Origin of the sequence: Marinobacterium maritimum (assembly GCF_039523155.1) — a bacterium.
GTDB classification, from domain to species: Bacteria; Pseudomonadota; Gammaproteobacteria; order Pseudomonadales; family Balneatricaceae; genus Marinobacterium; species Marinobacterium maritimum.
In genome coordinates, this window is record NZ_BAAAET010000003.1 from 277895 (window position 1) to 303672 (window position 25778).

Below are 25778 nucleotides of genomic sequence, written 5' to 3' on the forward strand. Positions count from 1 at the left end.
CAGGGCCCAGGGTCAAAAAAGGGGGCCTAAAGCCCCCTTTTTATCACATTTTCAGGACTCAGGCCTGACCTTTGATCTCTTTCAGACCATTGTAGGCCGCACCAGCGCCCAGCTCTTCAGCGATGCGCAGCAGGCGGTTGTACTTGGCAACACGGTCAGAACGGCACAGAGAGCCGGTCTTGATCTGGCCAGCCGCAGTACCCACCGCCAGATCGGCGATGGTGGTGTCTTCTGTTTCACCGGAACGGTGAGAGATCACGGCGGTGTAACCGGCGTCCTTGGCCATCTTGATCGCATCCAGAGTTTCGGACAGGGAGCCGATCTGGTTGAACTTGATCAGGATGGAGTTGGCAATCGACTTGTCGATACCTTCCTTCAGGATCTTGGTGTTGGTCACGAACAGGTCATCACCGACCAGCTGCACCTTGTCACCGATCTTGCGGGTCAGGCTGGCCCAGCCATCCCAGTCAGACTCGTCCATGCCGTCTTCAATGGAGACGATCGGGTAGTTTTCACACAGCTGCGCCAGGTAGTCACCGAAGCCTTCAGCGTCGAATACCTTGCCTTCGCCGGCCAGGTCATAGTTGCCGTCCTTGTAGAACTCGGAAGAGGCGCAGTCCAGTGCCAGGGTCACGTCAGTGCCCAGCTTGTAACCAGCCTTGTCGATCGCTTCCTTGATCACCACCAGGGCTTCTTCGTTGGAGCCCAGGTTCGGCGCGAAGCCGCCTTCATCACCAACGGCCGTGTTCAGACCACGAGCCTTCAGCACGGCTTTCAGCGCGTGGAAGATCTCGGCGCCACAACGCAGCGCGTCCTGGAAGTTGTCGAAGTTCACCGGCTGAACCATGAACTCCTGGATATCAACGTTGTTGTCGGCGTGCTCGCCACCGTTGAGGATGTTCATCATCGGTACCGGCATGGAGAACTGACCGGCGGTACCGTTGATTTCAGCGATGTGCGCGTACAGCGGGATGCCCTTTTCGGTTGCAGCCGCTTTCGCAGCTGCCAGGGATACCGCCAGAATGGCGTTGGCACCCAGGTTGGACTTGTTCTCGGTACCGTCCAGCGCCAGCATCTTGTCATCCAGCGCGCGCTGATCGGTTACATCCATGCCTACCAGAGCTTCGCGAATGACACCGTTGATCGCTGCTACCGCTTTCTGTACGCCCTTGCCCAGGTAACGGGACTTGTCACCGTCACGCAGTTCCAGCGCTTCACGGGAACCAGTGGAAGCACCAGAAGGAGCGCAAGCAGAACCGATCACGCCTGAAGCCAGGATAACGTCCGCTTCAACGGTCGGGTTACCACGGGAATCCAGAACTTCACGTGCCTTGATATTCGCAATCTGAGCCATTGTGTATGTGTCTCCAGTTAACTCGTAAAAAGGTTACTGCTGCGCCTGACGTTCCAGCGCGGCCTTGATGAATCCGGTAAACAGGCCGTGCCCGTCGCGCGGGGTAGAAGTGAATTCCGGGTGGAACTGGCAAGCCACGAACCAGGGGTGGTCCGGTGCTTCCACGACTTCTACCAGCTCGCCGTCAACGGAACGCCCGGTAATCTGCAACCCGGCTTCTTCCAGCAACGGCACGTAGTTGTTGTTCACTTCGAAACGGTGACGGTGGCGCTCACGAATCTCGGTGTTGCCGTAAGCTTCAGCGACCTTGGAGCCCTCGGCCAGATGGCAGGTCTGCGCGCCCAGGCGCATGGTGCCGCCCAGATCGGAGTTTTCGCCACGTACTTCCACTTCACCGGTGCGGTCGGTCCACTCGGTAATCAGGCCAATGACCGGGTGCTTGGACTGCTGGTCAAACTCGGTGGAGTTGGCGCCTTCCAGGCCCGCCACATGACGCGCATATTCAATCACGGCAACCTGCATGCCCAGACAGATACCCAGGTACGGTACCTTGTTCTCGCGGGCAAAACGCACCGCCTGGATCTTGCCCTCGACACCACGCTCACCGAAACCGCCCGGAACCAGAATGGCGCTGTAGCCTTCCAGGATCTGGCTGCCTTCGCGTTCAACACGCTCGGAGTCGATATATTCGATGCGAACCTTCTTGCGCAGCGCAATGCCCGCGTGAGAGATCGCTTCGATCAGTGACTTGTAGGCGTCCAGCAGTTCCATGTACTTGCCGACCATGGCGATGGTCACTTCACCTTCCGGGTGCAGGAAAGCATCGGCCACACGGTTCCATTCGCTCAGATCAGCTGCCTTGCAGTTGATACGGAAGCGCTCGGTGACGATCTCGTCCAGGTGCTGTTCCCACAGCATCGCCGGAATGTTGTAGATGGTGTCGGCGTCAGGCAGGGAGATGACGGCACGCTCGTCCACGTTGGTGAACATGGCCACCTTCTTGCGTGAGGACTCGTCCAGCGGCTGCTCGGAACGGCACACCAGGATATCCGGCTGGATACCGATGGAACGCAGCTCTTTCACAGAGTGCTGGGTCGGCTTGGTCTTGGTCTCACCGGCGGTGGCGATGTAGGGCACCAGCGTCAGGTGCATGAACATGGCACGGGACGCACCCACTTCCACCTTCAGCTGACGTACCGCTTCCAGGAACGGCAGGGATTCGATGTCACCCACGGTGCCACCGATCTCAACCAGAGCCACATCCGCATCACCCGCTCCCTCGATCACACGACGCTTGATCTCGTTGGTGATGTGCGGAATGACCTGTACGGTGCCGCCCAGGTAGTCGCCACGACGCTCCTTGCTCAGCACGTGCTGATAAACACGACCGGTGGTGAAGTTGTTGCGCTTGCTCATCGTGGTGCGGATGAAGCGCTCGTAGTGACCCAGATCCAGGTCGGTCTCGGCGCCGTCGTCGGTCACGAAGACTTCACCATGCTGGAAGGGGCTCATGGTGCCCGGATCCACGTTGATATACGGGTCCAGCTTCAGCATTGTAACTTTGAGGCCACGGGCCTCGAGAATAGCCGCCAGAGAAGCTGATGCGATGCCTTTGCCCAATGAGGACACAACACCGCCTGTGACGAAAATATAACGCGTCATGCGGAACCTGTCAGATCGAGATGTTGGGGAGGAGAAAACGTACTCAAGATGGGGTTGCAGCTTAGCAAAAACCGCCCCTCAGGACAAACCAAAACCACTCCATTGAGGCATCCAGCCGTTTTCGACCCATGGGTATTCACAGAGACAGATTCCCGGAACCGCCAGAAGATGGTCGTCAGACCACAGAATTGGCTGCAGCGGTCGCAACCAGGGCGGCACACCAGCCTCCTGCAGCAGCTGTTTCAGCCTGACCGATCCGCCCCGCCCCAGCGGTCGCAAGCGCTCCCCTCCCTGTCGATACCCCAGCGTCAGCGTCATGCCATCGGGAAAACCTTGCGCGCTTCGCTGCCAGGTCAACTCCCCACAGGGCAGCGACAGAGGCTGGCCGGCGATCACAGGGGTGCACCCGGCAAGGTTCTCAGGCAGAGGGTCCGGCAGCAGATAGAGCCCGTCACGGTAACGCCTGAGCTGCTGCCCGCCAAAGCGCTCAACCGGTTCGGCATCCGCCCGTGGCGACAACAGGGTGGACAGCAGGTTCTGCAGCCGCTGGCGGCTCAACCGCTGCCCCGTCTGACGGGCAATCCAGAAATGCATCAGGTTGCGCTGGCGCGCCGCGCTCAAGTCTTGGATGCGCATCACACTCAAGCCCGCATTGGGCAGCCGACACTGGGCCAGATCGTCCAGTGCACGCTCCTGCAGCATTTCGTCGGCATCGCGCATCACCGACGCCGTATCTCGACAGCGCTGCAGCAGAGCCGGCCAGTGCTGTTTCAATCGGGGCAGGATATGCAGCCGCAACCAGTTACGATCATAGTGGTCCTGTGCATTGGTCGGATCCTGTACCGGAACCAGCTCAAGTTCAGCGGCTACTCGCTCCAGCTGCTCACGCGACTGATCCAGCAAAGGCCGCAGTAAACGAGCCCTGCCCAAAGCGCGACGTACCGGCATGGCCGCCAGTCCCGCCACACCTGAACCACGCAACAGGCGCAGCAACAGGGTCTCGGCCTGATCATCGGCATGCTGCGCCAGCAGCAGGCAATCACCGGGTTCAAGAAACTTTTCGAAAGCGGCATAACGGGCATTACGAGCACTGGCTTCAGAGGCAGAACCCGGTATGACCTGCAGGCAAGTCAGGGGCACCCGCAGGCGCTGGCAATGCTGTCGGCAATGCTCGGCCCAGTCGGCAGATGCCGCTTGCAACTGATGATCGATATGCACTGCAACCAGCGGCTGCGGCAGTTCAAGGCGAGCACAGAGCTCAAGCAGGAGGGAGGAATCGAGACCGCCACTGAAAGCCAAAACCCAGCGGCGGACATCGGACTCGGCGGCCAGAGAGGCCGCCAGAGTTTCCAGCAGGACAGGTAGCTCGGATGCTGCCCGAGGCCGATCAGTCCTCGAACACACCGTAGGACATCAGGCGATCATAACGACGCTCGATCAGCTCGTCTGATTCCAGACCGGACAGGCGATCCAGAGTTTCCAGCAGATGCTTTTTCAGGTTGGCCGCCATCAGTTCGGGGTTGCGGTGCGCACCACCCAGCGGCTCGCTGACCACCTGGTCGACCAGACCCAGCTCGTGCAGACGTCCGGAGGTGATCCCCATCGCCTTGGCTGCATCAGAGGCACGCTCGGCACTCTTCCACAGAATGGACGCACAGCCTTCCGGCGAGATCACCGAGTAGGTGCCGTACTGCAGCATCAGCAACTCGTCGCAGACACCGATCGCCAGCGCACCACCGGAACCACCCTCACCGATAACGGTGGAGATGATCGGCGTGTTGAGCTGGGACATCTTGGCCAGGTTAAAGGCGATCGCCTCGGACTGGCCGCGCTCTTCGGCGTCGATGCCGGGGTAAGCCCCCGGAGTATCGATGAAGGTCAGTACCGGCAGCTTGAAGCGCTCGGCCATTTCCATCATGCGCAGTGCCTTGCGGTAACCCTCGGGACGCGGCATGCCGAAGTTGCGGCGTACCTTTTCCTTCACTTCACGGCCTTTCTGGTGACCGATCACCATCACCGGACGGCCTTCCAGGCGCGCCAGACCACCGACAATCGCCTGATCGTCGGAGAAGTGACGGTCGCCGTGGATCTCGTCGAAGTCATCGAAGATATGCTTGACGTAATCCAGGGTGTAGGGACGCTGAGGGTGACGGGCGATCTGGGAGATCTGCCAGGCGGACAGATCCTTGAAAATCGACTCGGTCAAGCTGCGGCTTTTTTCCTGCAGCTTTTCCAGTTCGTCACCCAGGTTGAGCCCCGCCGTGTCCTCATTGACATGGCGCAGCTCACTGATTTTGGCTTCCAGCTCGGCAATCGGCTGTTCAAAATCCAGATAGTTCGGATTCATGCGTGTCTGCTTCTGTTCAGTAACTTGGGGCCCAAAGGCACGAAAAATAATGGCACGATTCTACCGTCTGCCGGCTCGGATCACCACCCTGTTCAGTCGTAACAGAGCCGGACCGCCTCATTGCCGAACTGCTCCTTGAGCTGCAGCAGCAGCTCATCGGTCGGCGCCACGGCCCACTGGCTGCCCAGCCAGAGCCGCGCTTCAGCATCCTCGCGATGATAACGCAACGCCACCGCCAGGCTGATCAGGGGGCTGCGGTTCTGGCTCAGGGTCGTCGTGAACTGACGCAGGCGTTGCGGATTCAGCTGACTGCGTTCACAACGGACTTCGACACAGCGGGCCGACTGGGCACGCACCTGTGCCATGCTCGACACTTTGCTGCAACGTACCTTGAGACCACCATTGTAGTCATCCTGCGCCACCTCGCCTTCGACCACCAGCACCGCATCCTTGTTGATCAGGTTGCGCGCCTCTTCATAGGTATCCCCGAACAGGGTGACATCCATGCGGGCACTGCGGTCATCCAGGGTCAGGAAGCAGAGGTTATCGCCCTTCTTGGTCTTTTTCAGGCGCATGTCCACGACCAGGCCGGCCATTTTCTGGGTACTGCCACGACTGGGCTGCAGTTCTACCAGCTTGCGGCTGACCAGATGCTTAAGCTCGGCCTCATATTCGTCGATCGGATGGCCGGTGACGTACAGTCCCAGCGTATCTTTCTCCCCCTGGAGGCGTTCCTTGTCGGTCCAGTCACGCGCCTTGCCGAATTCGGCATAGGGGTCGGAGGGACTTTCCGCTTCCACGGCACCGAACATGTCCATCATGCCGGCATCGGCATTGCGCGCGCTCTGATCGGCCGCTTTCAGCGCCGAGGCGATCGCTTCCCAGAGGATGGCACGGGACGGCCCCAGGCTGTCCAGCGCCCCACAGCGGACCAGCGCTTCCAGTACACGCTTGTTCAGTTTGCCCGCGCCGACCCGCTCGCAGAAATCAAACAGATCCTTGAAAGGACCGCCTTCGCGACGCGCCTCAACAATGGCGTCCACCGGGCCTTCACCGACGCCCTTGACCGCCCCCAGGCCGTACACCACCTCTTCGGCGTCGTTGACGGTGAACATGTATTCACCGTCATTGACATCGGGCAGGCGTACCTTGAGCCCCATCTGGCGGCATTCCTCGATGAAGATCACCACCTTGTCGGTATTCTGCATGTCCGAGGACAGCACCGCCGCCATGAAGGCTGCCGGGTAATGCTCCTTCAGCCAGGCAGTCTGATAGGACACCAGCGCATAGGCCGCCGAGTGCGACTTGTTGAAGCCGTAACCGGCGAATTTCTCCACCAGGTCGAAGATGTTACCGGCCAGGCCCTGGTCGATCCCCTGGTTGGCGCACCCCTCTAGGAAGACGGCGCGCTGCTTGGCCATCTCTTCGGGCTTTTTCTTACCCATGGCACGGCGCAGCATGTCCGCGCCGCCCAGGGTGTAACCTGCCATCACCTGGGCAATCTGCATCACCTGCTCCTGATACAGGATGATGCCGTAGGTGGGCTCCAGTACCGGCTGCAGACTGTCGAGCTGGTAATCCGGGTGCGGCCAGGCCAACGGGGCGCGGCCGTGCTTACGGTTGATGAAGTCGTCTACCATGCCCGACTGCAGTGGCCCCGGGCGGAACAGGGCTACCAGTGCGACGATATCCTCGAAGCGCGACGGCTGCAGGCGGCGGATCAGGTCCTTCATGCCGCTGGACTCAAGCTGGAACACTGCCGTAGTCTGGGCGCTCTGCAGCATCTTGAAGGTCGCCGGATCCTCGAGATCGATACTCTCGATCTCCAGCGGCTCCTCGCCCACCTTCTGACGCTTGCGGTTGATGGTATCCAGCGCCCAGTCGATGATGGTCAGAGTACGCAAGCCGAGGAAGTCGAACTTCACCAGACCCGCTTCTTCGACGTCGTTCTTGTCGAACTGGGTCACCAGGCCCTGACCTTCCTCATCACAGTAGGTGGCGGCAAAGTCGGTCAGCTTGGTGGGTGCAATCACCACACCGCCGGCGTGCTTGCCGACGTTACGGGTGACCCCCTCCAGCTTGTACGCCATCTCCATGATTTCCTGGGCTTCTTCACTGCCGTTAACGAAATCACGCAGGGCATCTTCCTGTTCCCAGGCCTTGTTCAGGGTCATGCCGACCTCGAACGGAATCAGCTTGGACAGGCGATCGGCCAGACCAAAGGGCTTGCCCTGTACACGCGCCACGTCACGCACCACCGCCTTGGCGGCCATGGTGCCGTAGGTGATGATCTGCGATACCGCATCGCGGCCGTAGGTCCGTGCCACGTAGTCGATCACCTTGTCACGGTTATCCATGCAGAAGTCGATATCGAAGTCAGGCATGGAGACACGTTCAGGGTTGAGGAAGCGTTCGAACAGCAGGTCGTATTCGAGCGGATCCAGATCAGTGATCTTCAATACATAGGCTACCAGTGAACCGGCACCCGAGCCACGTCCCGGACCCACCGGAATACCGTTATCCTTGGCCCACTTGATGAAGTCCATTACGATCAGGAAGTAGCCGGGGAAGCCCATCTGGATAATGATATCGAGCTCGAACTCGAGTCGCTCTTCGTAGGGCTTGCGCTTTTCCTGATAGTCCGGAGCATCCTTGTCGAGCAGAAAATCGAGACGCTCTTCCAGACCTTCCCATGACACCTGACGGAAGAAATCGTCCATCAGCACCCCTTCCGGTACCGGGAAGCGCGGCAGGTAGTAGGTGCCTAACTCGATCTCGATATTGCAGCGACGGGCGATCTCAACGGTGTTCTCCAGCGCACTGGGAATATCGCTGAACAGCTGGGCCATCTCTTCGGCTGAGCGGAAGTACTGCTGGTCGGAGTAGTTGCGCGGCCGCTGAGGATCTTCCAGGGTGCGACCCAAGTTGATACAGACGCGGGCTTCATGCGCCTCGAAATCGTCCTGCTTGAGGAACATCACCTCATTGGTCGCCACCAGCGGACAACCGGTTCGGGCGGCCAGCTCAACACTGGCATGCACCAGTGCCTCGTCACCGGGACGACCGGTACGCTGGATCTCCAGATAGAAGCTGTCAGGGAATATCGCCTGCCACTCGGCCAGCACCTCTTGCGCATAGTCGAACTGATCGGCCAGCAGTGCCCGCCCCACTTCACCTAAACGGGCGCCGGAAAGCGCGATCAGGCCTTCTGCCTTCTCCTTGACCCACTCCTTCTTCACCAGCGCCCATTCAGGGATGATGTTCTGTCCTTCGGCGTAGGCCCGGGAGACCAGCTCCATCAGGTTGCGATAGCCCTGGCCGTTGCGCACCAGCAGGGTCAGTCGGAAGGGCTCACCTTCGGGGTCATCCGGGTTTTGCACCCAAAGATCGACACCACAGATCGGCTTGACCCCGGCACCCAGTGCCGCCTTGTAGAACTTGACCAGGGCGAACAGGTTGGTCTGATCAGTGATCGCGACCGCCGGCATCTGCTGAGCAGCCGCGGTAGAAACCAGTGGCTTGATCCGTACCAGACCGTCAAACAGGGAGTACTCGGAATGCACCCGCAGGTGAATGAAACCAGAATCAGACATTTTCTTCTCGTGCCAGGCGCTCTCTTACCGGACGAAAGCTGCGGCGGTGCTCGGGCAGAGGGCCCAGCTTGTCCAGTGCGGCCAGATGTTCAGGCGTAGGGTAGCCCTTGTGGCGGGCAAAACCGTAATCGGGAAAGCGCTGATCCAGCTCGATCATCTGCCGGTCACGCGCCACCTTGGCCAGGATCGAGGCCGCACCGATCTCGGCGACCCGGGCATCACCCTTGACCACCGGTTCCGCCGGACAGGGCAGAGCCGGGCATCGGTTACCATCAATCAAGGCGTAATCTGGTGCCATGCCCAGCCCGGCCACGGCGCGCTGCATCGCCAGCATGGTCGCATGCAGGATATTGAGTTCGTCGATCTCGGCCGGCGACGCCGAGGCGATGCACCAGGCCAGCGCCTTTTCCATGATCAGCGGGTACAGCTGTTCACGTTTCTTTTCACTGATCGCCTTGGAGTCACCCAGCCCTTCGATCGGGTTGTTCGGGTCAAGAATGACCGCAGCCGCGACCACATCGCCAATCAATGGCCCGCGCCCCACTTCATCGACTCCGACAACCAGCCCTGCGGGGCGAAAATCGAATTCAACGCTCTGCACAACGGCTCTCCAACAGCTCGACGACCGCATCGGCGGCCCGCTCACTGGCATTCTGGCGCAGCTGCTCGCCGATGATACCGAACACCCGCTGCAGCCGCTTGCGGTAGGGCTCATCCTCCAGCGCTTTCAGCAGCAGCGGCCCCATCACGTCGGGCGTGACATTCTGCTGCAGCACTTCCGGCACCATCTCCTCATCCGCCAGTACATTGGGCAGCGAGATCCAGCGACTCTTGATCATTCTTGAGTAGATACTGTAGGTCAGCCCGGCCATCCGGTAGGCGACCACCATCGGTTTCTGCAGCAGGCAGGCCTCCAGCGTAGCCGTGCCCGAGGCGATCAGGATCGCATCAGCCACCGCCATGACTTCCCGTGAATGCTGCAACACCAGATCGAGAGTGAGATCGGAAAATTCCAGTTCTATCAGCTGCTGCAGCTGCTCATGACGACGCTGGTTGGCCGCCGGCAGGATAAAACGCACCCCAGGTCGCTGCTGTTGCAGCCAGCGCGCCGTTTCCAGAAACGGGCGTGCCAGATACTTGATCTCGCTGCCGCGACTGCCCGGCAGCAAGGCAACAAGTTCCTTGCCTGGCTCTGAAGCAGGCCCTGAAACAGGGTCTGGACGAAATTGCTGGCGCACGGCGTTCAGATCCAGTTGAGCCGGAATCACATCCGCCAGCGGATGACCAACAAAACGCAGGTTCTGTCCGGTCGGTTGATAGACTTCGGCCTCGAACGGAAACAGGGTCAGCAACAAGTCAGTGCTCTGCTTGATCTTGAAGATCCGCTTGCGCTTCCAGGCCCAGACCGAAGGGCTGACATAATGCACGGTAGGAATACCGGCATCCTTGAGCGCACGCTCCATACCCAGGGTAAAATCCGGCGCATCGATGCCGATGAACACATCAGGGGGGTTGTCGATGAAATGGCGAATCAGCCGCTTGCGAGCCCGCAGCAACTCGGGCAGCCGGCCGAGCACCTCGACCAGCCCCATCACTGACAGGCGCTCCAGAGGGTAAAGTGATCGGCATCCCTCAGCGAGCATCAACTCGCCGGCGATCCCTTCAAACTCAGCCTGTGGATAACGCTGTTTCAGTGCCCGAATCAGACCAGCCCCCAGAATATCGCCGGAAGCTTCGCCCGCAACGATGCCTATTCGCAGAGATTGCATGCCAACCTCAACGAACGATGCCGCGGGTCGAGGTTTCCAGCGACTCGATCAGCAGCTGTACAGCCGGCTGTTCCTGAGCCAGCAGCCTCAGTTCCTGCAGCGCCTGATCGACGGTCAGACCTTTGCGATAGATGGTTTTATAGGCACGGCGCAGGGCGCCCAGGGCTTCGGCATCAAAGCCTCTACGGCGCAGGCCTTCGAGATTGATACCGTGTGGGCGAGCGCTGTTGCCGGTCGCCATCACGTAAGCCGGAATGTCCTTAAGCACCACAGTGCCCGCACCGCACATCACATGGGCACCGATACGGCAGAACTGATGCACTGCGGTAAAACCGCCCAGAATCGCGTGATCACCCACGTGGACATGGCCGGCCAGAGCCGCATTGTTGGCCAGGATGATGTTGTCCCCCATGACGCAGTCATGGGCAACATGGGCATAGGCCATCAGCAAATTGTGGCTGCCGATACGGGTAATGCCTTCATCCTGGACGGTACCGCGATGGACGGTGCAGCCCTCGCGGAAGACGTTATGATCACCAATCTCCAGACGGGTCGGTTCGCCAGCATACTTTTTGTCCTGGCAATCCTCGCCGATGGTGGCGAACTGAAAGATCTGATTCCCTTCACCAATACGCGTAGGCCCCTTGATCACCACATGCGAGGCGATACGGGTTCCTGCCCCGATCTCCACATCCGGTCCGATCAGGGTCCATGGGCCTACTTCGACATCCTCGGCCAAGCGGGCCGAAGGATCAACTATGGCTTGCGGGTGAATCAATGTCACACCTTTCGATCTGCACACAGAATAGTCGCGCTGCTGACGGTTTCACCGTCGACGCTGGCGCGGACATCAAACTTCCAGATACCACGACGCTCGGAGATCACCTTGGCATCCAGCTGCAGCTGGTCACCCGGCACCACCGGACGCTTGAAGCGCAGGTTGTCGGCACCGACGAAGTAGTAGATGGAACCGTCTTCCGGACCCTTATCCATGGTCTTGAAGCCCAGTACACCCGCTGCCTGTGCCATCGCTTCTACGATCAGCACGCCCGGCATTACCGGGTGGTCAGGAAAATGGCCGTTAAAGAAGGGCTCGTTCACGGTTACATTCTTGATTGCGGTGATCGACTCACCCGGCTCCAGAGCCAAGACCCGGTCCACCAGCAAGAACGGATAGCGGTGGGGCAGATATTTCCGGATCTCTTTAACGTCCATCATCTTTTTGACCTTCTGTAGAGTATAGTTCGACAGCCTGTTCGAGTTTACGCACCCGGCGCGCCAGCTCGTCGAGCTGACGGAAACGAACCACGTTACGCTTCCACTGCTGGTGTGGTTCCAGGCCAGTACCCGAGGAGTAAACACCGGGGCGCCTGATCGACTTGCTGACAAGTGACATGGCGGTCACATGGGTGTCATCGGCGATCTCAAGGTGACCGGTAATCCCGGACATCCCGGCAATCGTACAGCGTTCGCCAATTTTAGTGCTTCCCGCCACTGCGGTACAGCCCGCAATAGCGCTATCCCGCCCGATCACCACGTTGTGAGCGATCTGAATCTGGTTATCCAGCTTAACGCCGGCACAAATACGGGTATCATCCAGCGCTCCTCGATCGATGGTCACGCCGGCACCAATTTCGACCCGGTCCTCCACCACGACACCACCCAGCTGGCAGATTTTTACCCAGCCCTGCTGAGTGGGCGCGAAACCAAAACCGTCACTGCCCAGCACTGCCGCACTGTGGATCAGCACGTCACACCCGAGGCGCACGTTCGGATAGAGGGTAACATTGGCTTCCAGGCGTGAACGGTCACCGAGGACACAGTCCTGGCCAATCACGGAACCTGCACCGATCACGACGCTCTGTCCCAGTTTCACACCGGTCTCGATCACCACCTGGGCACCGATCTGTGCATCAGGCGGCACCTGCACATCTTCGGCAATGACCGCCGACGCATGGACACCGGAGCGGGCCACCTCGCGCCAGTCAAACAGCTGACTCGCACGCGCAAAGGCCAGATAAGGGTCGGGGACGACGATTGCAGCTTGCGGGCAATCGCTCTGATGCGCCGCGGACACCAGCACCGCTTCAGCCCGGGTCTGACGCAACTGCTGCAGGTAGCGGGAATTGGCAAAGAAGGACAACTGGTGTTCGCCGGCCGACTTCAGTGTCGCCAGCGAACGAATTTCCAGTTCGGGATCACCGTGAAGCTCACCGCCCAGAATGCCGGCAAGCTCTGCCAGTGTATAACAGGCGGACGCTTTCATCAGATTATTGCTTGTTCAACAGTTCAGTCACACGTGATGTCAGGTCAACACTGTCAGCGGTATAAACCGTCGCTTGCTTGGAAATAACGATATCGAACTTATCTTTCTCAATCAGCTCGCGAATCGCCTTGTCCAGGCGCGGACGCATCTCGGCGATGAAGGCCTGCTCACGCTCGGCACGCTGCTGCTGCATTGCCTGACCGCGGCGCTGATATTCAGCGAAGGCTTTCTGGAACTGCAGACGCATCTGCTTGATATCTTCTTCGGAAGCCAGACCCGCATTCTTCTGCAGCTTGTCACGCAGTTCGCGCGCCTGCTTCTCCAGTGCTACCAGTTGCTTCTCGTCATCGGCAAACTCTTTCTTCAGTTCTTCACGAAAGCTGTTGGCCGCCGATGACGTCAGCAATGCCTCTTCCACGCTCAGCACAGCAATTTTCTGAGCCCAGACCGGCGCGCTGAACATCATTGCCGCCATGGCCGCCACTCGAGTAAAACGTTTCATCATATCTCCTTAGAAAGTCTGACCGAGCGCAAACTGGAACACTTCGGTATCGTCGTTTTCCTTGTCATTCAACGGCATGCCAAGCGATACAGACAAAGGCCCAATTGGTGTCAGCCAGCTGATCCCCATGCCCACCGAGTACCGCAGTTCACCCAAGTCCACATCCTCGGAACAGTTGACCTGACTGGCAAGACAGTTTGTCGTGTAAACATTACCGGCATCAAGGAACACCAGGCTACGCCAGGCACTCTTGTCGGCCATGAACGGCATCGGAAAGATCAGCTCGGCACTACCGGTCAGCATCAGGTTACCGCCAAAGGGATCCTCGTTGGAGTCCAGTGGACCCAGAGAGTTATTGGCATAACCGCGCACCGTTTTCAGACCACCGGCATAGAAGTGCTTGAAGAACGGATAGTTGTTGCTGCCCAGGCTGTCACCGTAACCGGCGCGACCACGCAGGCTCATGACCCAGGTTTCGTCATCGTTCAGCGGACGATACAACTTGCTGTTGTACTGGGCGCGGATATAGGAAAGATCACTGCCCGGCACGGCCATCTCGATGCTCGCACCCTGGGCGTAGCCGCGGGTCGGGAAGAAACCACGGTTGAGATGGTTATCACTCCAGCCGGCGGTCAGCTTCCAGTTGACGAAGCTGTCACCTTCTTCATCGATGAAGCTCTTCACCTCCTCAGCGGTGCCGGTGAAGGTATTGAGCTGGATAAGTTCAACATCGCCACTGAAGCTCAGTCGCTGGTAGTCATCGATCGGGTAACCGAAGGTCACGCCACCGCCTGCCTCATCGGCGGTGTAGGAGCTGATATCGTCTTCTTCGTAGTCACGCTCACGGTAGTAGACATTGAAGCCGCGGCTTACGCCATCGACCGTGAAGTAGGGGTCAAGATAGTTGAAGCTGTACTCGGTTCGGGTCGAGCTGTTGGAGATGCTGAAGCCGACCTTCTTGCCGCTGCCCATGAAGTTGTCCTGCTGCACCCCGAGATCCAGGATCAGGCCGTCGTTCTGGGAGAAACCGACACTGGCGGTAAACTGACCGGACTGCTGCTCCTCAACGGAGTACTCCAGATCCACCTGATCATCGGTACCCGGTACTGGTCGTGTCTCCACATTGACTGACTTGAAGTAGCCGGTCTTGTCCAGACGCGTCTTGGAGCGTTCGATATCCTGACTGGAGACAATACCCGCCTCCATCTGCTCCAGCTCGCGACGAATCACCTCGTCTGCCGTGCGCGTGTTGCCTTTGATGTTGATCCGGCGAACATAGGTGCGTTTGCCGGGCTCGACGAAATACTTGATCGACACGGTATTGTCATCATGCGGCTCGGGAACCGGGCTCACATTGGCGAACATGTAACCCTCATCGCCCAGCAATCGCACCAGTCGGTCCTGTCCCTGGGTCATATCCTTGCGCGAGAAGATCTCACCCGTTTCGATGGGCAGCGCCTGCTGCATCACATCCTGGGGCACGACCATTTCGCCCGCCACGCTGACATCGCGCACGGTGTACTGCTCACCTTCAGTAATGCCGACCGTGATGTAAACGTGCTGCTTGTCCGGAGTGATCGACACCTGGGCCGAGTCGATATTGAAATTGATGTAGCCGCGATCCAGGTACCAGGAACGCAGGCGTTCCAGATCACCGGTCATCTTTTCACGGGCATAACGATCGCTCTTGGTATAGAACGACCAGAAGTTGGGCAATTTCAGCGAGAACAGATCTTTCAGCTCTTCATCGCTGAAAACGGTGTTGCCAACAATGTTGATGTGCTGAATGGTTGCAACCTGGCCCTCGTTGATAGTGATGTTCAACTGCACACGGTTGCCGGACAGCGGCTCCACCTCGGTGTGGATATCCGCACCGTAGCGTCCCTGTGAGGTATAGACACGCAGCAGGTCCAGGCTGATCTGATCCAGTGCCGAGCGGCGGAAGACGTCCCCTTCCTGCAGGCCGGACTGTTTCAGGCCATTGAGCAGGTCCTCTTCCTTGATCACATCGTTGCCTTCGATGTTGATCAGTGCGACCGAGGGGCGTTCCTGCAGCTTGAGCACCAGCACCTCGCCATCCCGCTCGGCCTGAACGTCTGCAAAATAACCGGACTTGAACAGCTCGCGCACGGCGTCAGACAGCTGACTTCGTGTCAGCTGATCACCCGCGGTGACAGGAAAATTGCGAAACACGATGCCGGGTTCGACCCGTTGCAACCCTTCCAGGCGGATGTCATTGACTTCAAACGGAAGCGTGGCAGCTTGCGCCTGCGCCATCCATAGCATCGATACGAAAAACAGACCCAGCTTGCGTTTCATGCACTACTTCTTACGTTTAAATGGCTGACTGATAGGAAAACTGGCTCAGATCAAAAGAGCCGGGCGATGTCATTGATGATTGCCAATGCCATCAGACTGAACAGCAAGGCCATCCCAATCCTGAGACCCAGCATCTGCACCTGCTCACTCACCGGGCGTCCGCGCACCAGCTCGACCACGTAATACAGCAGATGTCCTCCATCCAGCATCGGAATCGGCAGCAGGTTAAGCACGCCCAGGCTGATACTGAGATAGGCCAGAAAACTGATAAATGACTCCAGCCCCGAGGCAGCCGAAGTCCCCGCCACTTTAGCAATGGTTATCGGGCCACTCAAGTTTTTTACCGAGATCACCCCGACGATCATCTTGCCGATGGAATCCAGTGTCAGACCGATCATCTGACCGGTCTTGTGAAAACCATTGACCAGCGCATCGACCGGGCCGTAACTCAGGGTACGCTGCATCGTCTCGGGCACCTCGACCGGCGCCACGCCAGCGCCGATGTAGCCCTGAACGCTGCCATCCTGCAACGTACGCGTTCCCGGGGTCAGCTGGAGTGCCTGATGACGCCCCTCCCGTTCGACGACCAGCCTCAGTGCTTGGCCAGGCGACTGCTGGATCAGCTCTACCAGGTGCAGCCAATCCCGCACCGGCTCACCGTTGACCTCGAGCACCCGGTCGCTGACCATCAGACCGTCGCGCTGAGCCGCCCCATCCGGCAATACCTGCCCGATTACCGCCGGGAACTCAGGCTGCCAGGGCTCCAGCCCAAGCGCCGCCAGCGGAGACTGCCGCTCAAGATCCACCTTCCAGTCACTGATTGGCACCTGGTAACTGTGTGCAAAGCCACGCTGCGGCTCCCCCATCAACAGTTCGATAGTGCCACTTTCACCGACCCGGGCCGCCAGGCGCAGATTAACATCACTCCAGGAACGCACCTTGTGCCCGTCCACTTGCAGCACTTCATAACCGCTGTCCACACCCGCCTGCGCCGCTGGAGAGTCCGGCGTAATGTTGCCCACAACGGGCACCACCGCACTGATACCGGACATGAACAGAAACCAGTAGGCAACGACGGCAAAGATAAGGTTAACCAGAGGACCCGCCGCCACGATAGCAATTCGCTGCAGCACCGGTTTGTTATTGAACGCCTGGTCGCGCAGCGACTCGGGCACATCACCTTCGCGCTCATCCAACATGCGCACGTAGCCACCCAGAGGGATGGCCGCTACGGCATACTCGGTGCCATCAGCGGCAGTCCGCATCCACAGCGGCTTACCAAAGCCAACCGAGAAACGCAGGACCTTGACACCACAGCGCCGCGCCACCCAGAAATGTCCCCATTCGTGAATGGTCACCAGTACGCCAAGCGCCACCAGCGTGGCCAACAGGGTCTGCAGCAGCTCCATGGGAAGAATCAGGCTCCTTGAAGAAAATAGAGACCTGCCAGGAATATCGGCGCGGCGGCGGTCAGGCTATCGATCCTGTCCAGCACACCACCATGCCCCGGCAACAGCTTGCCACTGTCCTTGATCCCGCGCTCACGCTTGAACAGACTTTCCAGCAGATCGCCCAGCACGGACACCAGACCGGTCATGATCGACAGCAACACCAGATAGACCGATGCTACCAGCCCAAGTTCCAGCCAGATGGAAAAGCCCACGCCAACCAGCGCACAGACAGACAAGCCACCCCAAAGTCCCTCACGGGTCTTGCCCGGGCTCACCGCCGGCATCAACTTGTTACGACCACAGGTCTTGCCGGCCGCATAGGCGCCGATATCAGCGCCCCACACCAGCATCAGCAGCATCAGCAGCAGCGTCAGCCCCTGCTCCTGAGCACGCAGGGCCGTCAATGCGAACCAGGAGGGCACCAGCACCAGCACGCCCATCAGCATGCCGGCCAGACTGCGACACCAGCGGGCCGAATCCGGATAGCCGCGCACCAGGAAAAGCGCCGCCAGCCAGAAGACCAAAGCGACACCCAGCGCCCAGGGCTGCAACAGCAACTGAGTGCCCACCAAAGCCATCATGCCAGCCAGCGCAAGCACATAGGCGACACGCGCACCGGGCTGCAGCCGGCAAAGATTGCCCCACTCCCAGGCTCCATACAGAAAAACTGCCGCAGCAGCCAACTCGAAGGGCTTTTGCGGCAGCAGGAAAAGAGCTGCCAGCGCCACAGGCGCCAGCAGCAGAGCTGTCAGGATTCGCTGTTTCAACACCGCTTATCGGCCTCCAACTGTTCACTGGTACGTCCGAAACGGCGCTCACGGGTCAGGAAAGATTGCAGCGCGGCGAACAGTTCAGCCTTGTCAAAATCAGGCCAGAAACGGTCACTGAAATAGAATTCGGTATAGGCGAACTGCCAGATCAGGAAGTTGCTGACTCGCTGCTCTCCGCCGGTACGGATACACAGGTCCGGCGGCGGCAATTCAGCCAGGGATACCTGCTCATTGAACAGTTCTTCGCTGATATCGGCAGGATCCAGCTCACCGTCAACACAACGCTGCGCCAGAGTGCGGGCAGCCTGGACGATATCCCAGCGACCACCGTAGTTGGCTGCAATATTCAGTGCCAGACCCGTGTTGCCGGCGGTACGCTCCTCCGCCTCACGAATCCGTTGCTGCAATTCAGGGCTGAAGCGACCCAGGTCACCGATGATTCGCAGACGAATATTGTGCCGTGCCAGCTTGCGAACTTCATGCTCCAGCGCTCGCATGAACAGCTGCATCAACCCTTTGACTTCGAGCGCAGGACGCTTCCAGTTTTCGCTACTGAACGCGAACAGGGTCAACGCCTCGACCCCCTGCTCCACACACCCCTCGATCACCGACCGCACGCTGTCAACGCCCGCCTTGTGGCCCGCCAGCCCAGGCAAGCGCCGCTCTTTGGCCCAACGGTTGTTGCCATCCATGATGATTGCGATATGGCGCGGCATCGCACGCCCCGGAGGGATAATCAGCTGGTGCTCAGAAGTCATGCAGATCCGTTGCGGGGCCAGGCCCCGCTTGTCAGTTTAGATTTCCATCAGGTCCGATTCTTTCTGCGCCAACAGCTTGTCGACCTCGGCCACAAACTTGTCGGTCAGCTTCTGCACCTGATCTTCACCACGACGGTTATCGTCTTCAGTGATCTCTTTTTCCTTCAGCAGATCCTTGATATCGCCATTGGCATCACGACGAATATTACGGATCGCCACACGGGCGCCTTCCGCTTCGGTGCGTGCCTGACGGATATAACCCTTACGCGTCTCTTCAGTCAGCGGCGGCATGGGCACACGAATGACATCACCATTGGTGCTCGGGTTCAGACCCAGGTCAGACTTGTAAATCGCTTTCTCGATATCGCCCACGACCTTCTTCTCCCAGGGGATGATGGTCAGTGTCCGCGCATCTTCAACCGAGACGTTGGCAACCTGTTGAATCGGCACATCAGAGCCATAGTAGGACACGGTGATCGCATCCAGCAGGCTCGGGTGAGCACGCCCGGTACGGATCTTCTTGAAGTTTTCTACCAGGGCATCGACACTTTTCTGCATGCGGCTGTCCGCATCGCTCACAATCTCATTAATCATCGAGTTCTCCAGCTGTAGAGCCGCTATCAATCAGAGTTCCTTCATCACCGCCAACCACCAGATTGACCAACGCACCAGGCTTGTTCATGTTGAACACACGCACCGGCATGTCATGATCTCGGGTCAGACAGATCGCTGTCATATCCATCACGCCCAGCTGCTTTTCAAGTACCTCATCAAAGCTCAGGCGGGTATAGCGGGTGGCGGTCGGATCCTTCACCGGATCAGCGGTATACACACCATCCACTTTGGTTGCCTTCAGCACCACGTCAGCCTCGATCTCGATGCCACGCAGGCAAGCGGCCGAGTCAGTGGTAAAGAAGGGATTGCCGGTACCGGCGGCAAAAATCACCACATCGCCCTGGTTCAGATAACGCATGGCGTTGCGGCGGTCATACTGGTCGACTACGCCGCTCATCGGAATGGCCGACATGACACGGGTAGCGATATTACAACGTTCGAGGGCGTCTCGCATGGCCAGCGCATTCATCACCGTGGCCAACATCCCCATATGATCGCCGGTCACCCGATCCAGGCCGGCCGCACTCAGCGCCGCACCACGGAACAGGTTGCCACCGCCGATCACCATTCCAACCTGAACGCCGATCCCCACCAGCTGCCCGATCTCGAGCGCCATACGATTCAAAACCTTGGGATCGATCCCGAAGTTTTCATCACCCATCAGGGCCTCACCGCTCAGTTTCAGCAGGAGCCGCTTGTATCTGGATTGTTTTTCAGGGGCTGGCATGATTTGTCTCCGCGCAGACGAAATGGCAAAAAGTGTAGCAGGAAAGCAGGCGACTGGGCACAGGATGATGCCCAGTCGAAAGGGCAGCAGCTGATTACTTCTTCAGCTGTTCTGCAACTTCAGCAGCGAAGTCTTTCTGTTCAACTTCGATACCTTCACCAACAGCAACACGTACGAAAGATACCACTTCCGCACCTGCAGCCTTGGTCATCTGACCAACGGTCTGTTCAGGGTTCTTGACGAACGCCTGCTCAACCAGGCTATTCTCAGCCAGGAACTTCTTGACACGACCGCCAGCCATCTTTTCCTTGATTTCCTGCGGCTTGCCTTCCATATCCGGCTGCGCCATGATGATTTCTTTCTCACGCTGCAGCTCTTCTTCCGGCATGTCTTCCGGACGGGCAACACGCGGGTTAACCGCGGTCACGTGCATGGCGACATCACGCGCCACTTCAGCTTCACCACCGTTCAGCGCTACGATAGCAGCCAGGCGGTTGTTGCTGTGTACGTATGCATCAACGTTAGCGCCTTCAACCAGCATCAGACGACGTACGGAGATGTTTTCACCGATCTTCTGTACCAGCGCTTCACGGGCCGCTTCCAGTTCGCCAGCCATCAGCTCAGCAACGTCGGTCGCCTTATCAGCGAAAGCCTTTTCCAGCACGGTGTTAACGAAGCCCAGGAAGTTGTCATCACGAGCAACGAAGTCGGTTTCGGAGTTCACTTCAACAGCCAGTGCATAGCTGTTGTCGTCGGCAACCTTGACGGCAACCACACCATCAGCAGCGGTACGATCAGCCTTCTTGGCAGCTTTCATGCCGGAAGACTTGCGCAGATCGTCGATCGCTTTTTCGATGTCACCTTCAGCTTCAACCAGTGCCTTTTTGCACTCCATCATGCCCAGGCCGGTACGCTCACGCAGTTCTTTTACCATTGCTGCAGAGATGTTCGCCATGTCGCATTCCTCTCTATTAATGCTCTAATTCAAATTCAAAAAAGGGGAGCCAGGCCCCCCTTTCAAAATCCGGTCAAGACTATCGACTCAAGTTGTCAGCTCGATTACTGAGCTGCTTCTTCAGCGTCAACTTCAACGAACTCGCCCTTGTCGCCGGCGTTCGCTGCAGTGCCTTCCGCGCAAGCGTCGGCAACGGACTTCACGTAGATCTGGATCGCACGCAGAGCGTCGTCGTTACCCGGGATAACGTGGTCGATGCCGTCCGGGTTGCTGTTGGTATCAACTACGCCGATAACCGGGATGCCCAGCTTGTTGGCTTCGTTGATCGCGATGCGCTCGTGGTCAACGTCGATTACGAACAGTGCGTCCGGCAGGCCGCCCATTTCCTTGATACCGCCGATAGACAGCTCCAGCTTCTCCATTTCACGGGTACGCATCAGAGCTTCTTTCTTGGTCAGCTTGTCGAAAGTACCGTCCTGAGACTGAGTCTCCAGGTCGCGCAGACGACGGATAGACTGACGGATGGTCTTGTAGTTGGTCAGCATACCACCCAACCAGCGGTGGTTAACGTAAGGCATGCCAGCGCGAGCGGCTTCCTCTTTGATCACTTTGCTCGCAGCACGCTTGGTGCCGACGAACAGGATCTTGTTCTTGTTGCTGGCCATGTTCTGAACCACGTCCAGGGCGTTGTTCAGCGCCGGCAGGGTGTGCTCCAGGTTGATGATATGGATCTTGTTACGCGCACCGAAGATGAACTTGGACATTTTCGGGTTCCAGTAACGGGTCTGGTGACCGAAGTGAACACCTGCCTTCAGCAGGTCGCGCATAGAAACTTTAGCCATTGTGGTCTTTCCTCTAACGGGTTATAACCTCCACATATCCCATCGCCCAACCGCATGGCGGCACCCAGGACGCATGTGACGATATGTGTGTGTTTTCAGTTGATAAAATTCAGAGCCGCACGAGCGCCTCTTTCGGGAGCGCGATTTATACCACAGCAGCGCTCCTTTTTGAAGCGTCCTTTGGCGCCCGACGCCCGCTTTCGATACAATGTCAGTCTAGCTGACCCTCACGCTGTTTGCGTGCGACTCACCCCGTTTCGACAAGCCGAGTACTTATGACTATCAAGATCAAGACCCCCGAAGAAATCGAAAAGATGCGCGTAGCCGGTCGCCTGGCGGCCGAGGTGCTCGAGATGATCGAGCCCTACGTCAAGCCGGGCGTCACCACCAACGAGCTGAACCAGATCTGCCACGACTATATCGTCAACGAGCAGGGCTGCATCCCGGCGCCGCTGAACTACCACGGCTTCCCTAAATCGATCTGTACTTCGGTCAACCATACCGTTTGCCACGGCATTCCCAACGACAAGAAACTGAAAAATGGTGACATCATCAATATCGATATCACCGTGATCAAGGATGGCTACCACGGTGATACCAGCAAGATGTTCTACGTCGGTGATGTAGCACCCCATGCCCAGCGCCTCTGCGAAGTCACCCGTGAGTGCATGTTCAAGGGGATCGAGCAGGTTCGCCCGGGCGCCCGTCTTGGCGATATCGCCGCCGTGATCCAGCAGCACGCCGAGAGCCATCACTACTCGGTGGTACGCGAATACTGCGGCCATGGCATCGGCGCCGAGTTCCACGAAGATCCCCAGGTACTGCACTACGGCAAGGCCGGAACCGGTGAAGAACTCAAGGAAGGCATGATCTTTACCATCGAGCCGATGATCAATGCCGGCAAGCGCCATGTAAAACTGAACAAGCGCGATGGCTGGACCGTGGATACCGCCGACCGCCGCCTGTCCGCGCAGTGGGAGCACGAAGTGCTGGTCACCGCCGACGGATACGAAATCCTGACCCTGCGCCAGGAAGAGATGTCCAACTGATCCCAGCATACTGACCGAGAGCACTGGCATGACCCGTACTGTTCAACCGCTTGCAGCCGTTCCCGAACTGTTCGACAGCGAGGAGGTTCAGGCCAGCCTCGATGCCGGCCAACAACCGGTCATCAAGGTACTCAAACAGGCACTCAGGGATGCCCAGGCCCGCATGGACGAGGCCTTTCGCCAGGGTGAGGACATCCGTCGCCTGATCTACGGACGTGCCTGGGTTCTGGACAGCATTCTGGAGCTTGCCTGGGATCAGTTCACCTGGCCTCCGGCCGAGCAGGCGGCTCTGGTCGCGGTCGGTGGTTATGGCCGCGGTGAACTGCACCCGTTCTCCGATGTGGATATCCTGCTGCTGTTCGACCAGGTTGACCCGGCTGACTGGCAGGACAGCATCAGCGGTTTCCTCACCCTGCTCTGGGACATCAGCCTCGACCTGGGCTCCAGCGTGCGCACCATCGGCGAATGTTATGACGAGGCGCGCAACGACATCACCATCGCCACCAACCTGATCGAGTCACGCACCATCTGCGGCGCCCCAGCCCTGCAGCAGGAGATGTATGACCGTGTCACCTCGGAAGGGGCCTGGACCGACAAGGAGTTCTTCAAGGCCAAGCTGGCGGAGCAGAAGGAACGACACGAGAAGACCAACAACACCGAATACAACCTTGAGCCCAATCTGAAGACCTCTCCCGGCGGCCTGCGCGACATCCAGACCATCGGCTGGGTGGCCAAACGTCACTTTGGTGCGACCTATATCCGCGACCTGGTCGACCACGGCTTCGTCACCGAATCCGAGCTGGATACCCTGAACAAGGGCGAACTCTACCTGTGGACCGTGCGCTACGCCCTGCACATGCTGTGCAAGCGCCGCGAGGACCGACTGCTGTTCGACCACCAGCGCACTCTGGCCGCCTACTTCGGCTACGAAGACCAGGAAGGCGCCCTGGCTGTCGAACAGTTCATGAGCAAGTACTACCGCGTCGCCATGGCGATGTCCGAGTTCAACGATATGCTGCTGCAGCATTTCGACGAAGCGATCCTGCGCATTGATGACGAACAGAGCATCCGCCCGCTGAACAACCGCTTCCAGGTTCGCAACGACTACCTGGAAACGGTCTACGACAAGGTGTTCGAACACCACCCCTTTGCTATCATGGAACTGTTCGTACTGATGGCCCAGCACCCGGAAATCAAGGGAGTACGCGCGTCCACGATCCGCCTGGTGCGTAACCACCGCTATCTGATCGATGATGAGTTCCGCCACGATATTCGCAACACCTCGCTGTTCATGGAGCTATTGCGCTCCCCCGAGGGGGTGTCGACCGAGCTCAAGCGGATGAACCGCTACGGTATCCTCGGCCGCTACCTGCCCGAATTCGGCAGGATCGTCGGCCAGATGCAGCATGACCTTTTCCACATTTATACCGTGGACGCACACACACTGAAGGTGATCCAGAAGACGCGCCAGTTCCGCCACCGGGAATACCGCGAGCAGTTCTCCATTGCGCACCGGATCGTCAACCAGCTGCCCAAGATCGAGCTGCTCTACATCGCCGGTCTCTATCACGATATCGCCAAGGGACGTGGCGGTGACCACTCGGAGCTGGGTGCCGAAGATGTAGTGGATTTCTGCCGCCGTCACCATCTGGGCAAATGGGACACCCACCTGGTCGCCTGGCTGGTGCGCAACCATCTGAAGATGTCGATGACCGCCCAGCGCCGCGACATCTCCGACCCTGAAGTTATCCACAGTTTCGCCATGGAAGTGCGCGATCTCGTGCACCTGGACTACCTCTATGTGCTGACCGTGGCCGACATCAACGCCACCAACAACACCCTGTGGAACAACTGGCGCGCCACCCTGCTGCGCCAGCTGTACATGGAGACCAAACGTGCGCTGCGCCGCGGCCTCGAGAACCCGATCAACAAGGAAGACCGGATCGAACAGGTACAGCACGAAGCGATGCTGCTGCTGGCTCGCAAGGGCATGCGTGAACAGGATGTGCTCGATTACTGGTCACTGCTCGGCGACGACTATTTCCTGCGTGAGGATGCGCACAATATCGCCTGGCATACCCAGGCGATCCTTGAGCATGGCGACAGCCCGCTGCCGCTGATCCTGATCCGCAAGACCTCCTACCGGGTGTTCGAAGGTGCCACCGAGATCTTCATCTACAGTGAAGACCTGCCCACCCTGTTCCCGGCCACCGTGGCGGCGATGGATCAACTCAACCTCAACATCCAGGATGCCCGCATCATCCTCACCGACCACGGCCGCACGCTGAACACCTACACGGTGTTGACCGACGACAACCAGCCGCTGTCGGAAAACCCCGAATACCTGGCCCACATCCAGCAACACCTGACCGAAGAACTGGATGACCCCGAGGATTACCCGGAAATCATTCAACGTCGCGTGCCGCGTCAGCTGAAGCTGTTCACCACCCCGACGCGGCTGACACTGAGTAACGACCCCGTGGCTCAGCAGACAGTCCTGGAGGTGATCACACCGGACCGTCCCGGCCTGCTGGCCCGTATCGGCCGTATCTTCGTCGAGTTCGACATTTCGGTGCGCAAGGCCAAAATTTCCAGCATCGGCGAGCGGGTCGAGGACTTTTTCTTCATCACCGACGATCAAAATCAACCGATCAGCGACCCCGAGTTGTGCCGCCGCCTGCAGCAGGCGATCTGTGACCAGCTGGACCAGCATGTACATTAATTGCAACCGGCCGCGCTCTTGATCACGTCGCCAATAGATGACACTGAAGGTTTTTTGCTAAAGTAGCGCCGCTGAGA

The 25778-nt window shown here is 58.7% G+C and carries 21 protein-coding genes; 2 read left to right on the forward strand and 19 right to left on the reverse strand.

What is annotated here, in order from left to right:
- Positions 1 to 58: 58 nt before the first annotated feature.
- The 19 genes from eno to rpsB form a co-directional block, all read right to left on the reverse strand.
- On the reverse strand, positions 59 to 1354 hold the full coding sequence (eno, locus tag ABD013_RS12290) for a phosphopyruvate hydratase (RefSeq protein ID WP_343806283.1): 1296 nt from the start codon (positions 1352 to 1354) through the stop codon (positions 59 to 61).
- A gap of 33 nt (positions 1355 to 1387) precedes the next feature.
- Positions 1388 to 3016, reverse strand: a complete 1629-nt coding sequence (gene pyrG / locus ABD013_RS12295) for a CTP synthase (protein ID WP_343806285.1) — start codon at positions 3014 to 3016, stop codon at positions 1388 to 1390.
- A 78-nt stretch (positions 3017 to 3094) separates the two neighbouring features.
- Entirely contained in the window at positions 3095 to 4420 is a 1326-nt protein-coding gene (tilS, locus tag ABD013_RS12300) for a tRNA lysidine(34) synthetase TilS (RefSeq protein WP_343806287.1), read from the reverse strand.
- The gene (accA, locus tag ABD013_RS12305) at positions 4404 to 5363 is read right to left on the reverse strand and encodes an acetyl-CoA carboxylase carboxyl transferase subunit alpha (protein ID WP_343806289.1); all 960 of its coding nucleotides are present in this window, start codon (positions 5361 to 5363) and stop codon (positions 4404 to 4406) included. Before accA ends, tilS begins: the two co-directional genes overlap by 17 nt.
- Before the next feature lie 92 nt (positions 5364 to 5455).
- Entirely contained in the window at positions 5456 to 8956 is a 3501-nt protein-coding gene (gene dnaE / locus ABD013_RS12310; protein ID WP_343806290.1) for a DNA polymerase III subunit alpha, read from the reverse strand.
- Positions 8949 to 9557, reverse strand: a complete 609-nt coding sequence (gene rnhB, locus ABD013_RS12315) for a ribonuclease HII (protein ID WP_343806291.1) — start codon at positions 9555 to 9557, stop codon at positions 8949 to 8951. The genes dnaE and rnhB overlap by 8 nt, the downstream gene beginning before the upstream one ends.
- A complete protein-coding gene (gene lpxB, locus ABD013_RS12320; protein WP_343806292.1) occupies positions 9544 to 10725 on the reverse strand; it encodes a lipid-A-disaccharide synthase in 1182 nt (393 codons plus the stop codon). Before lpxB ends, rnhB begins: the two co-directional genes overlap by 14 nt.
- Positions 10726 to 10732: 7 nt before the next feature.
- Positions 10733 to 11503 (reverse strand): acyl-ACP--UDP-N-acetylglucosamine O-acyltransferase, encoded by a 771-nt coding sequence (gene lpxA, locus ABD013_RS12325; protein WP_343806294.1) that lies wholly within the window; start codon positions 11501 to 11503, stop codon positions 10733 to 10735.
- A 2-nt stretch (positions 11504 to 11505) separates the two neighbouring features.
- Positions 11506 to 11943, reverse strand: a complete 438-nt coding sequence (fabZ, locus tag ABD013_RS12330) for a 3-hydroxyacyl-ACP dehydratase FabZ (RefSeq protein WP_343806296.1) — start codon at positions 11941 to 11943, stop codon at positions 11506 to 11508.
- Positions 11930 to 12991, reverse strand: coding sequence for a UDP-3-O-(3-hydroxymyristoyl)glucosamine N-acyltransferase (lpxD, locus tag ABD013_RS12335; protein ID WP_343806298.1), 1062 nt, complete (start codon positions 12989 to 12991; stop codon positions 11930 to 11932). The genes fabZ and lpxD overlap by 14 nt, the downstream gene beginning before the upstream one ends.
- Positions 12992 to 12995: 4 nt before the next feature.
- The gene (locus ABD013_RS12340; RefSeq protein ID WP_343806300.1) at positions 12996 to 13493 is read right to left on the reverse strand and encodes an OmpH/Skp family outer membrane protein; all 498 of its coding nucleotides are present in this window, start codon (positions 13491 to 13493) and stop codon (positions 12996 to 12998) included.
- A 9-nt stretch (positions 13494 to 13502) separates the two neighbouring features.
- Positions 13503 to 15812, reverse strand: coding sequence for an outer membrane protein assembly factor BamA (gene bamA / locus ABD013_RS12345; RefSeq protein ID WP_343806302.1), 2310 nt, complete (start codon positions 15810 to 15812; stop codon positions 13503 to 13505).
- Positions 15813 to 15862: 50 nt separating this feature from the next.
- Complete coding sequence (gene rseP / locus ABD013_RS12350) at positions 15863 to 17221, reverse strand: sigma E protease regulator RseP (RefSeq protein ID WP_343806304.1); 1359 nt, start codon at positions 17219 to 17221, stop codon at positions 15863 to 15865.
- Positions 17222 to 17229: 8 nt separating this feature from the next.
- Complete coding sequence (locus ABD013_RS12355; RefSeq protein ID WP_343806306.1) at positions 17230 to 18033, reverse strand: phosphatidate cytidylyltransferase; 804 nt, start codon at positions 18031 to 18033, stop codon at positions 17230 to 17232.
- Positions 18027 to 18791: a polyprenyl diphosphate synthase gene (uppS, locus tag ABD013_RS12360; RefSeq protein WP_343806308.1), complete on the reverse strand. Its 765-nt coding sequence runs from the start codon at positions 18789 to 18791 to the stop codon at positions 18027 to 18029. The genes ABD013_RS12355 and uppS overlap by 7 nt, the downstream gene beginning before the upstream one ends.
- Positions 18792 to 18827: 36 nt before the next feature.
- Complete coding sequence (gene frr / locus ABD013_RS12365) at positions 18828 to 19385, reverse strand: ribosome recycling factor (protein ID WP_343806310.1); 558 nt, start codon at positions 19383 to 19385, stop codon at positions 18828 to 18830.
- Positions 19378 to 20133: a UMP kinase gene (pyrH, locus tag ABD013_RS12370; protein ID WP_343806312.1), complete on the reverse strand. Its 756-nt coding sequence runs from the start codon at positions 20131 to 20133 to the stop codon at positions 19378 to 19380. Before pyrH ends, frr begins: the two co-directional genes overlap by 8 nt.
- Before the next feature lie 94 nt (positions 20134 to 20227).
- Positions 20228 to 21088 carry a translation elongation factor Ts gene (gene tsf, locus ABD013_RS12375; protein ID WP_343806314.1) on the reverse strand — a complete coding sequence of 287 codons (861 nt, stop codon included), beginning with the start codon at positions 21086 to 21088 and terminating at the stop codon, positions 20228 to 20230.
- 104 nt (positions 21089 to 21192) lie between these two features.
- Positions 21193 to 21930: a 30S ribosomal protein S2 gene (rpsB, locus tag ABD013_RS12380; protein ID WP_343806316.1), complete on the reverse strand. Its 738-nt coding sequence runs from the start codon at positions 21928 to 21930 to the stop codon at positions 21193 to 21195.
- 275 nt (positions 21931 to 22205) lie between these two features.
- Here rpsB and map point away from each other — a divergent pair, with 275 nt between their 5' ends.
- A complete protein-coding gene (gene map, locus ABD013_RS12385; RefSeq protein ID WP_343806318.1) occupies positions 22206 to 22979 on the forward strand; it encodes a type I methionyl aminopeptidase in 774 nt (257 codons plus the stop codon).
- Between the two features lie 28 nt (positions 22980 to 23007).
- Positions 23008 to 25701, forward strand: coding sequence for a [protein-PII] uridylyltransferase (locus ABD013_RS12390; RefSeq protein ID WP_343806320.1), 2694 nt, complete (start codon positions 23008 to 23010; stop codon positions 25699 to 25701).
- The last annotated feature ends 77 nt before the right edge of the window (positions 25702 to 25778 follow it).

Bases quoted from the DNA above. Each gene is read 5' to 3' on its own strand.
- eno (WP_343806283.1), bottom strand. From the start codon at position 1,354: ATGGCTCAGATTGCGAATATCAAGGCACGTGAAGTTCTGGATTCCCGT.
- pyrG (WP_343806285.1), bottom strand. From the start codon at position 3,016: ATGACGCGTTATATTTTCGTCACAGGCGGTGTTGTGTCCTCATTGGGC.
- accA (WP_343806289.1), bottom strand. From the start codon at position 5,363: ATGAATCCGAACTATCTGGATTTTGAACAGCCGATTGCCGAGCTGGAA.
- dnaE (WP_343806290.1), bottom strand. From the start codon at position 8,956: ATGTCTGATTCTGGTTTCATTCACCTGCGGGTGCATTCCGAGTACTCC.
- lpxB (WP_343806292.1), bottom strand. From the start codon at position 10,725: ATGCAATCTCTGCGAATAGGCATCGTTGCGGGCGAAGCTTCCGGCGAT.
- fabZ (WP_343806296.1), bottom strand. From the start codon at position 11,943: ATGATGGACGTTAAAGAGATCCGGAAATATCTGCCCCACCGCTATCCG.
- lpxD (WP_343806298.1), bottom strand. From the start codon at position 12,991: ATGAAAGCGTCCGCCTGTTATACACTGGCAGAGCTTGCCGGCATTCTG.
- ABD013_RS12340 (WP_343806300.1), bottom strand. From the start codon at position 13,493: ATGAAACGTTTTACTCGAGTGGCGGCCATGGCGGCAATGATGTTCAGC.
- bamA (WP_343806302.1), bottom strand. From the start codon at position 15,812: ATGAAACGCAAGCTGGGTCTGTTTTTCGTATCGATGCTATGGATGGCG.
- rseP (WP_343806304.1), bottom strand. From the start codon at position 17,221: ATGGAGCTGCTGCAGACCCTGTTGGCCACGCTGGTGGCGCTTGGCGTA.
- uppS (WP_343806308.1), bottom strand. From the start codon at position 18,791: ATGACTTCTGAGCACCAGCTGATTATCCCTCCGGGGCGTGCGATGCCG.
- frr (WP_343806310.1), bottom strand. From the start codon at position 19,385: ATGATTAATGAGATTGTGAGCGATGCGGACAGCCGCATGCAGAAAAGT.
- pyrH (WP_343806312.1), bottom strand. From the start codon at position 20,133: ATGCCAGCCCCTGAAAAACAATCCAGATACAAGCGGCTCCTGCTGAAA.
- tsf (WP_343806314.1), bottom strand. From the start codon at position 21,088: ATGGCGAACATCTCTGCAGCAATGGTAAAAGAACTGCGTGAGCGTACC.
- rpsB (WP_343806316.1), bottom strand. From the start codon at position 21,930: ATGGCTAAAGTTTCTATGCGCGACCTGCTGAAGGCAGGTGTTCACTTC.
- map (WP_343806318.1), top strand. From the start codon at position 22,206: ATGACTATCAAGATCAAGACCCCCGAAGAAATCGAAAAGATGCGCGTA.
- ABD013_RS12390 (WP_343806320.1), top strand. From the start codon at position 23,008: ATGACCCGTACTGTTCAACCGCTTGCAGCCGTTCCCGAACTGTTCGAC.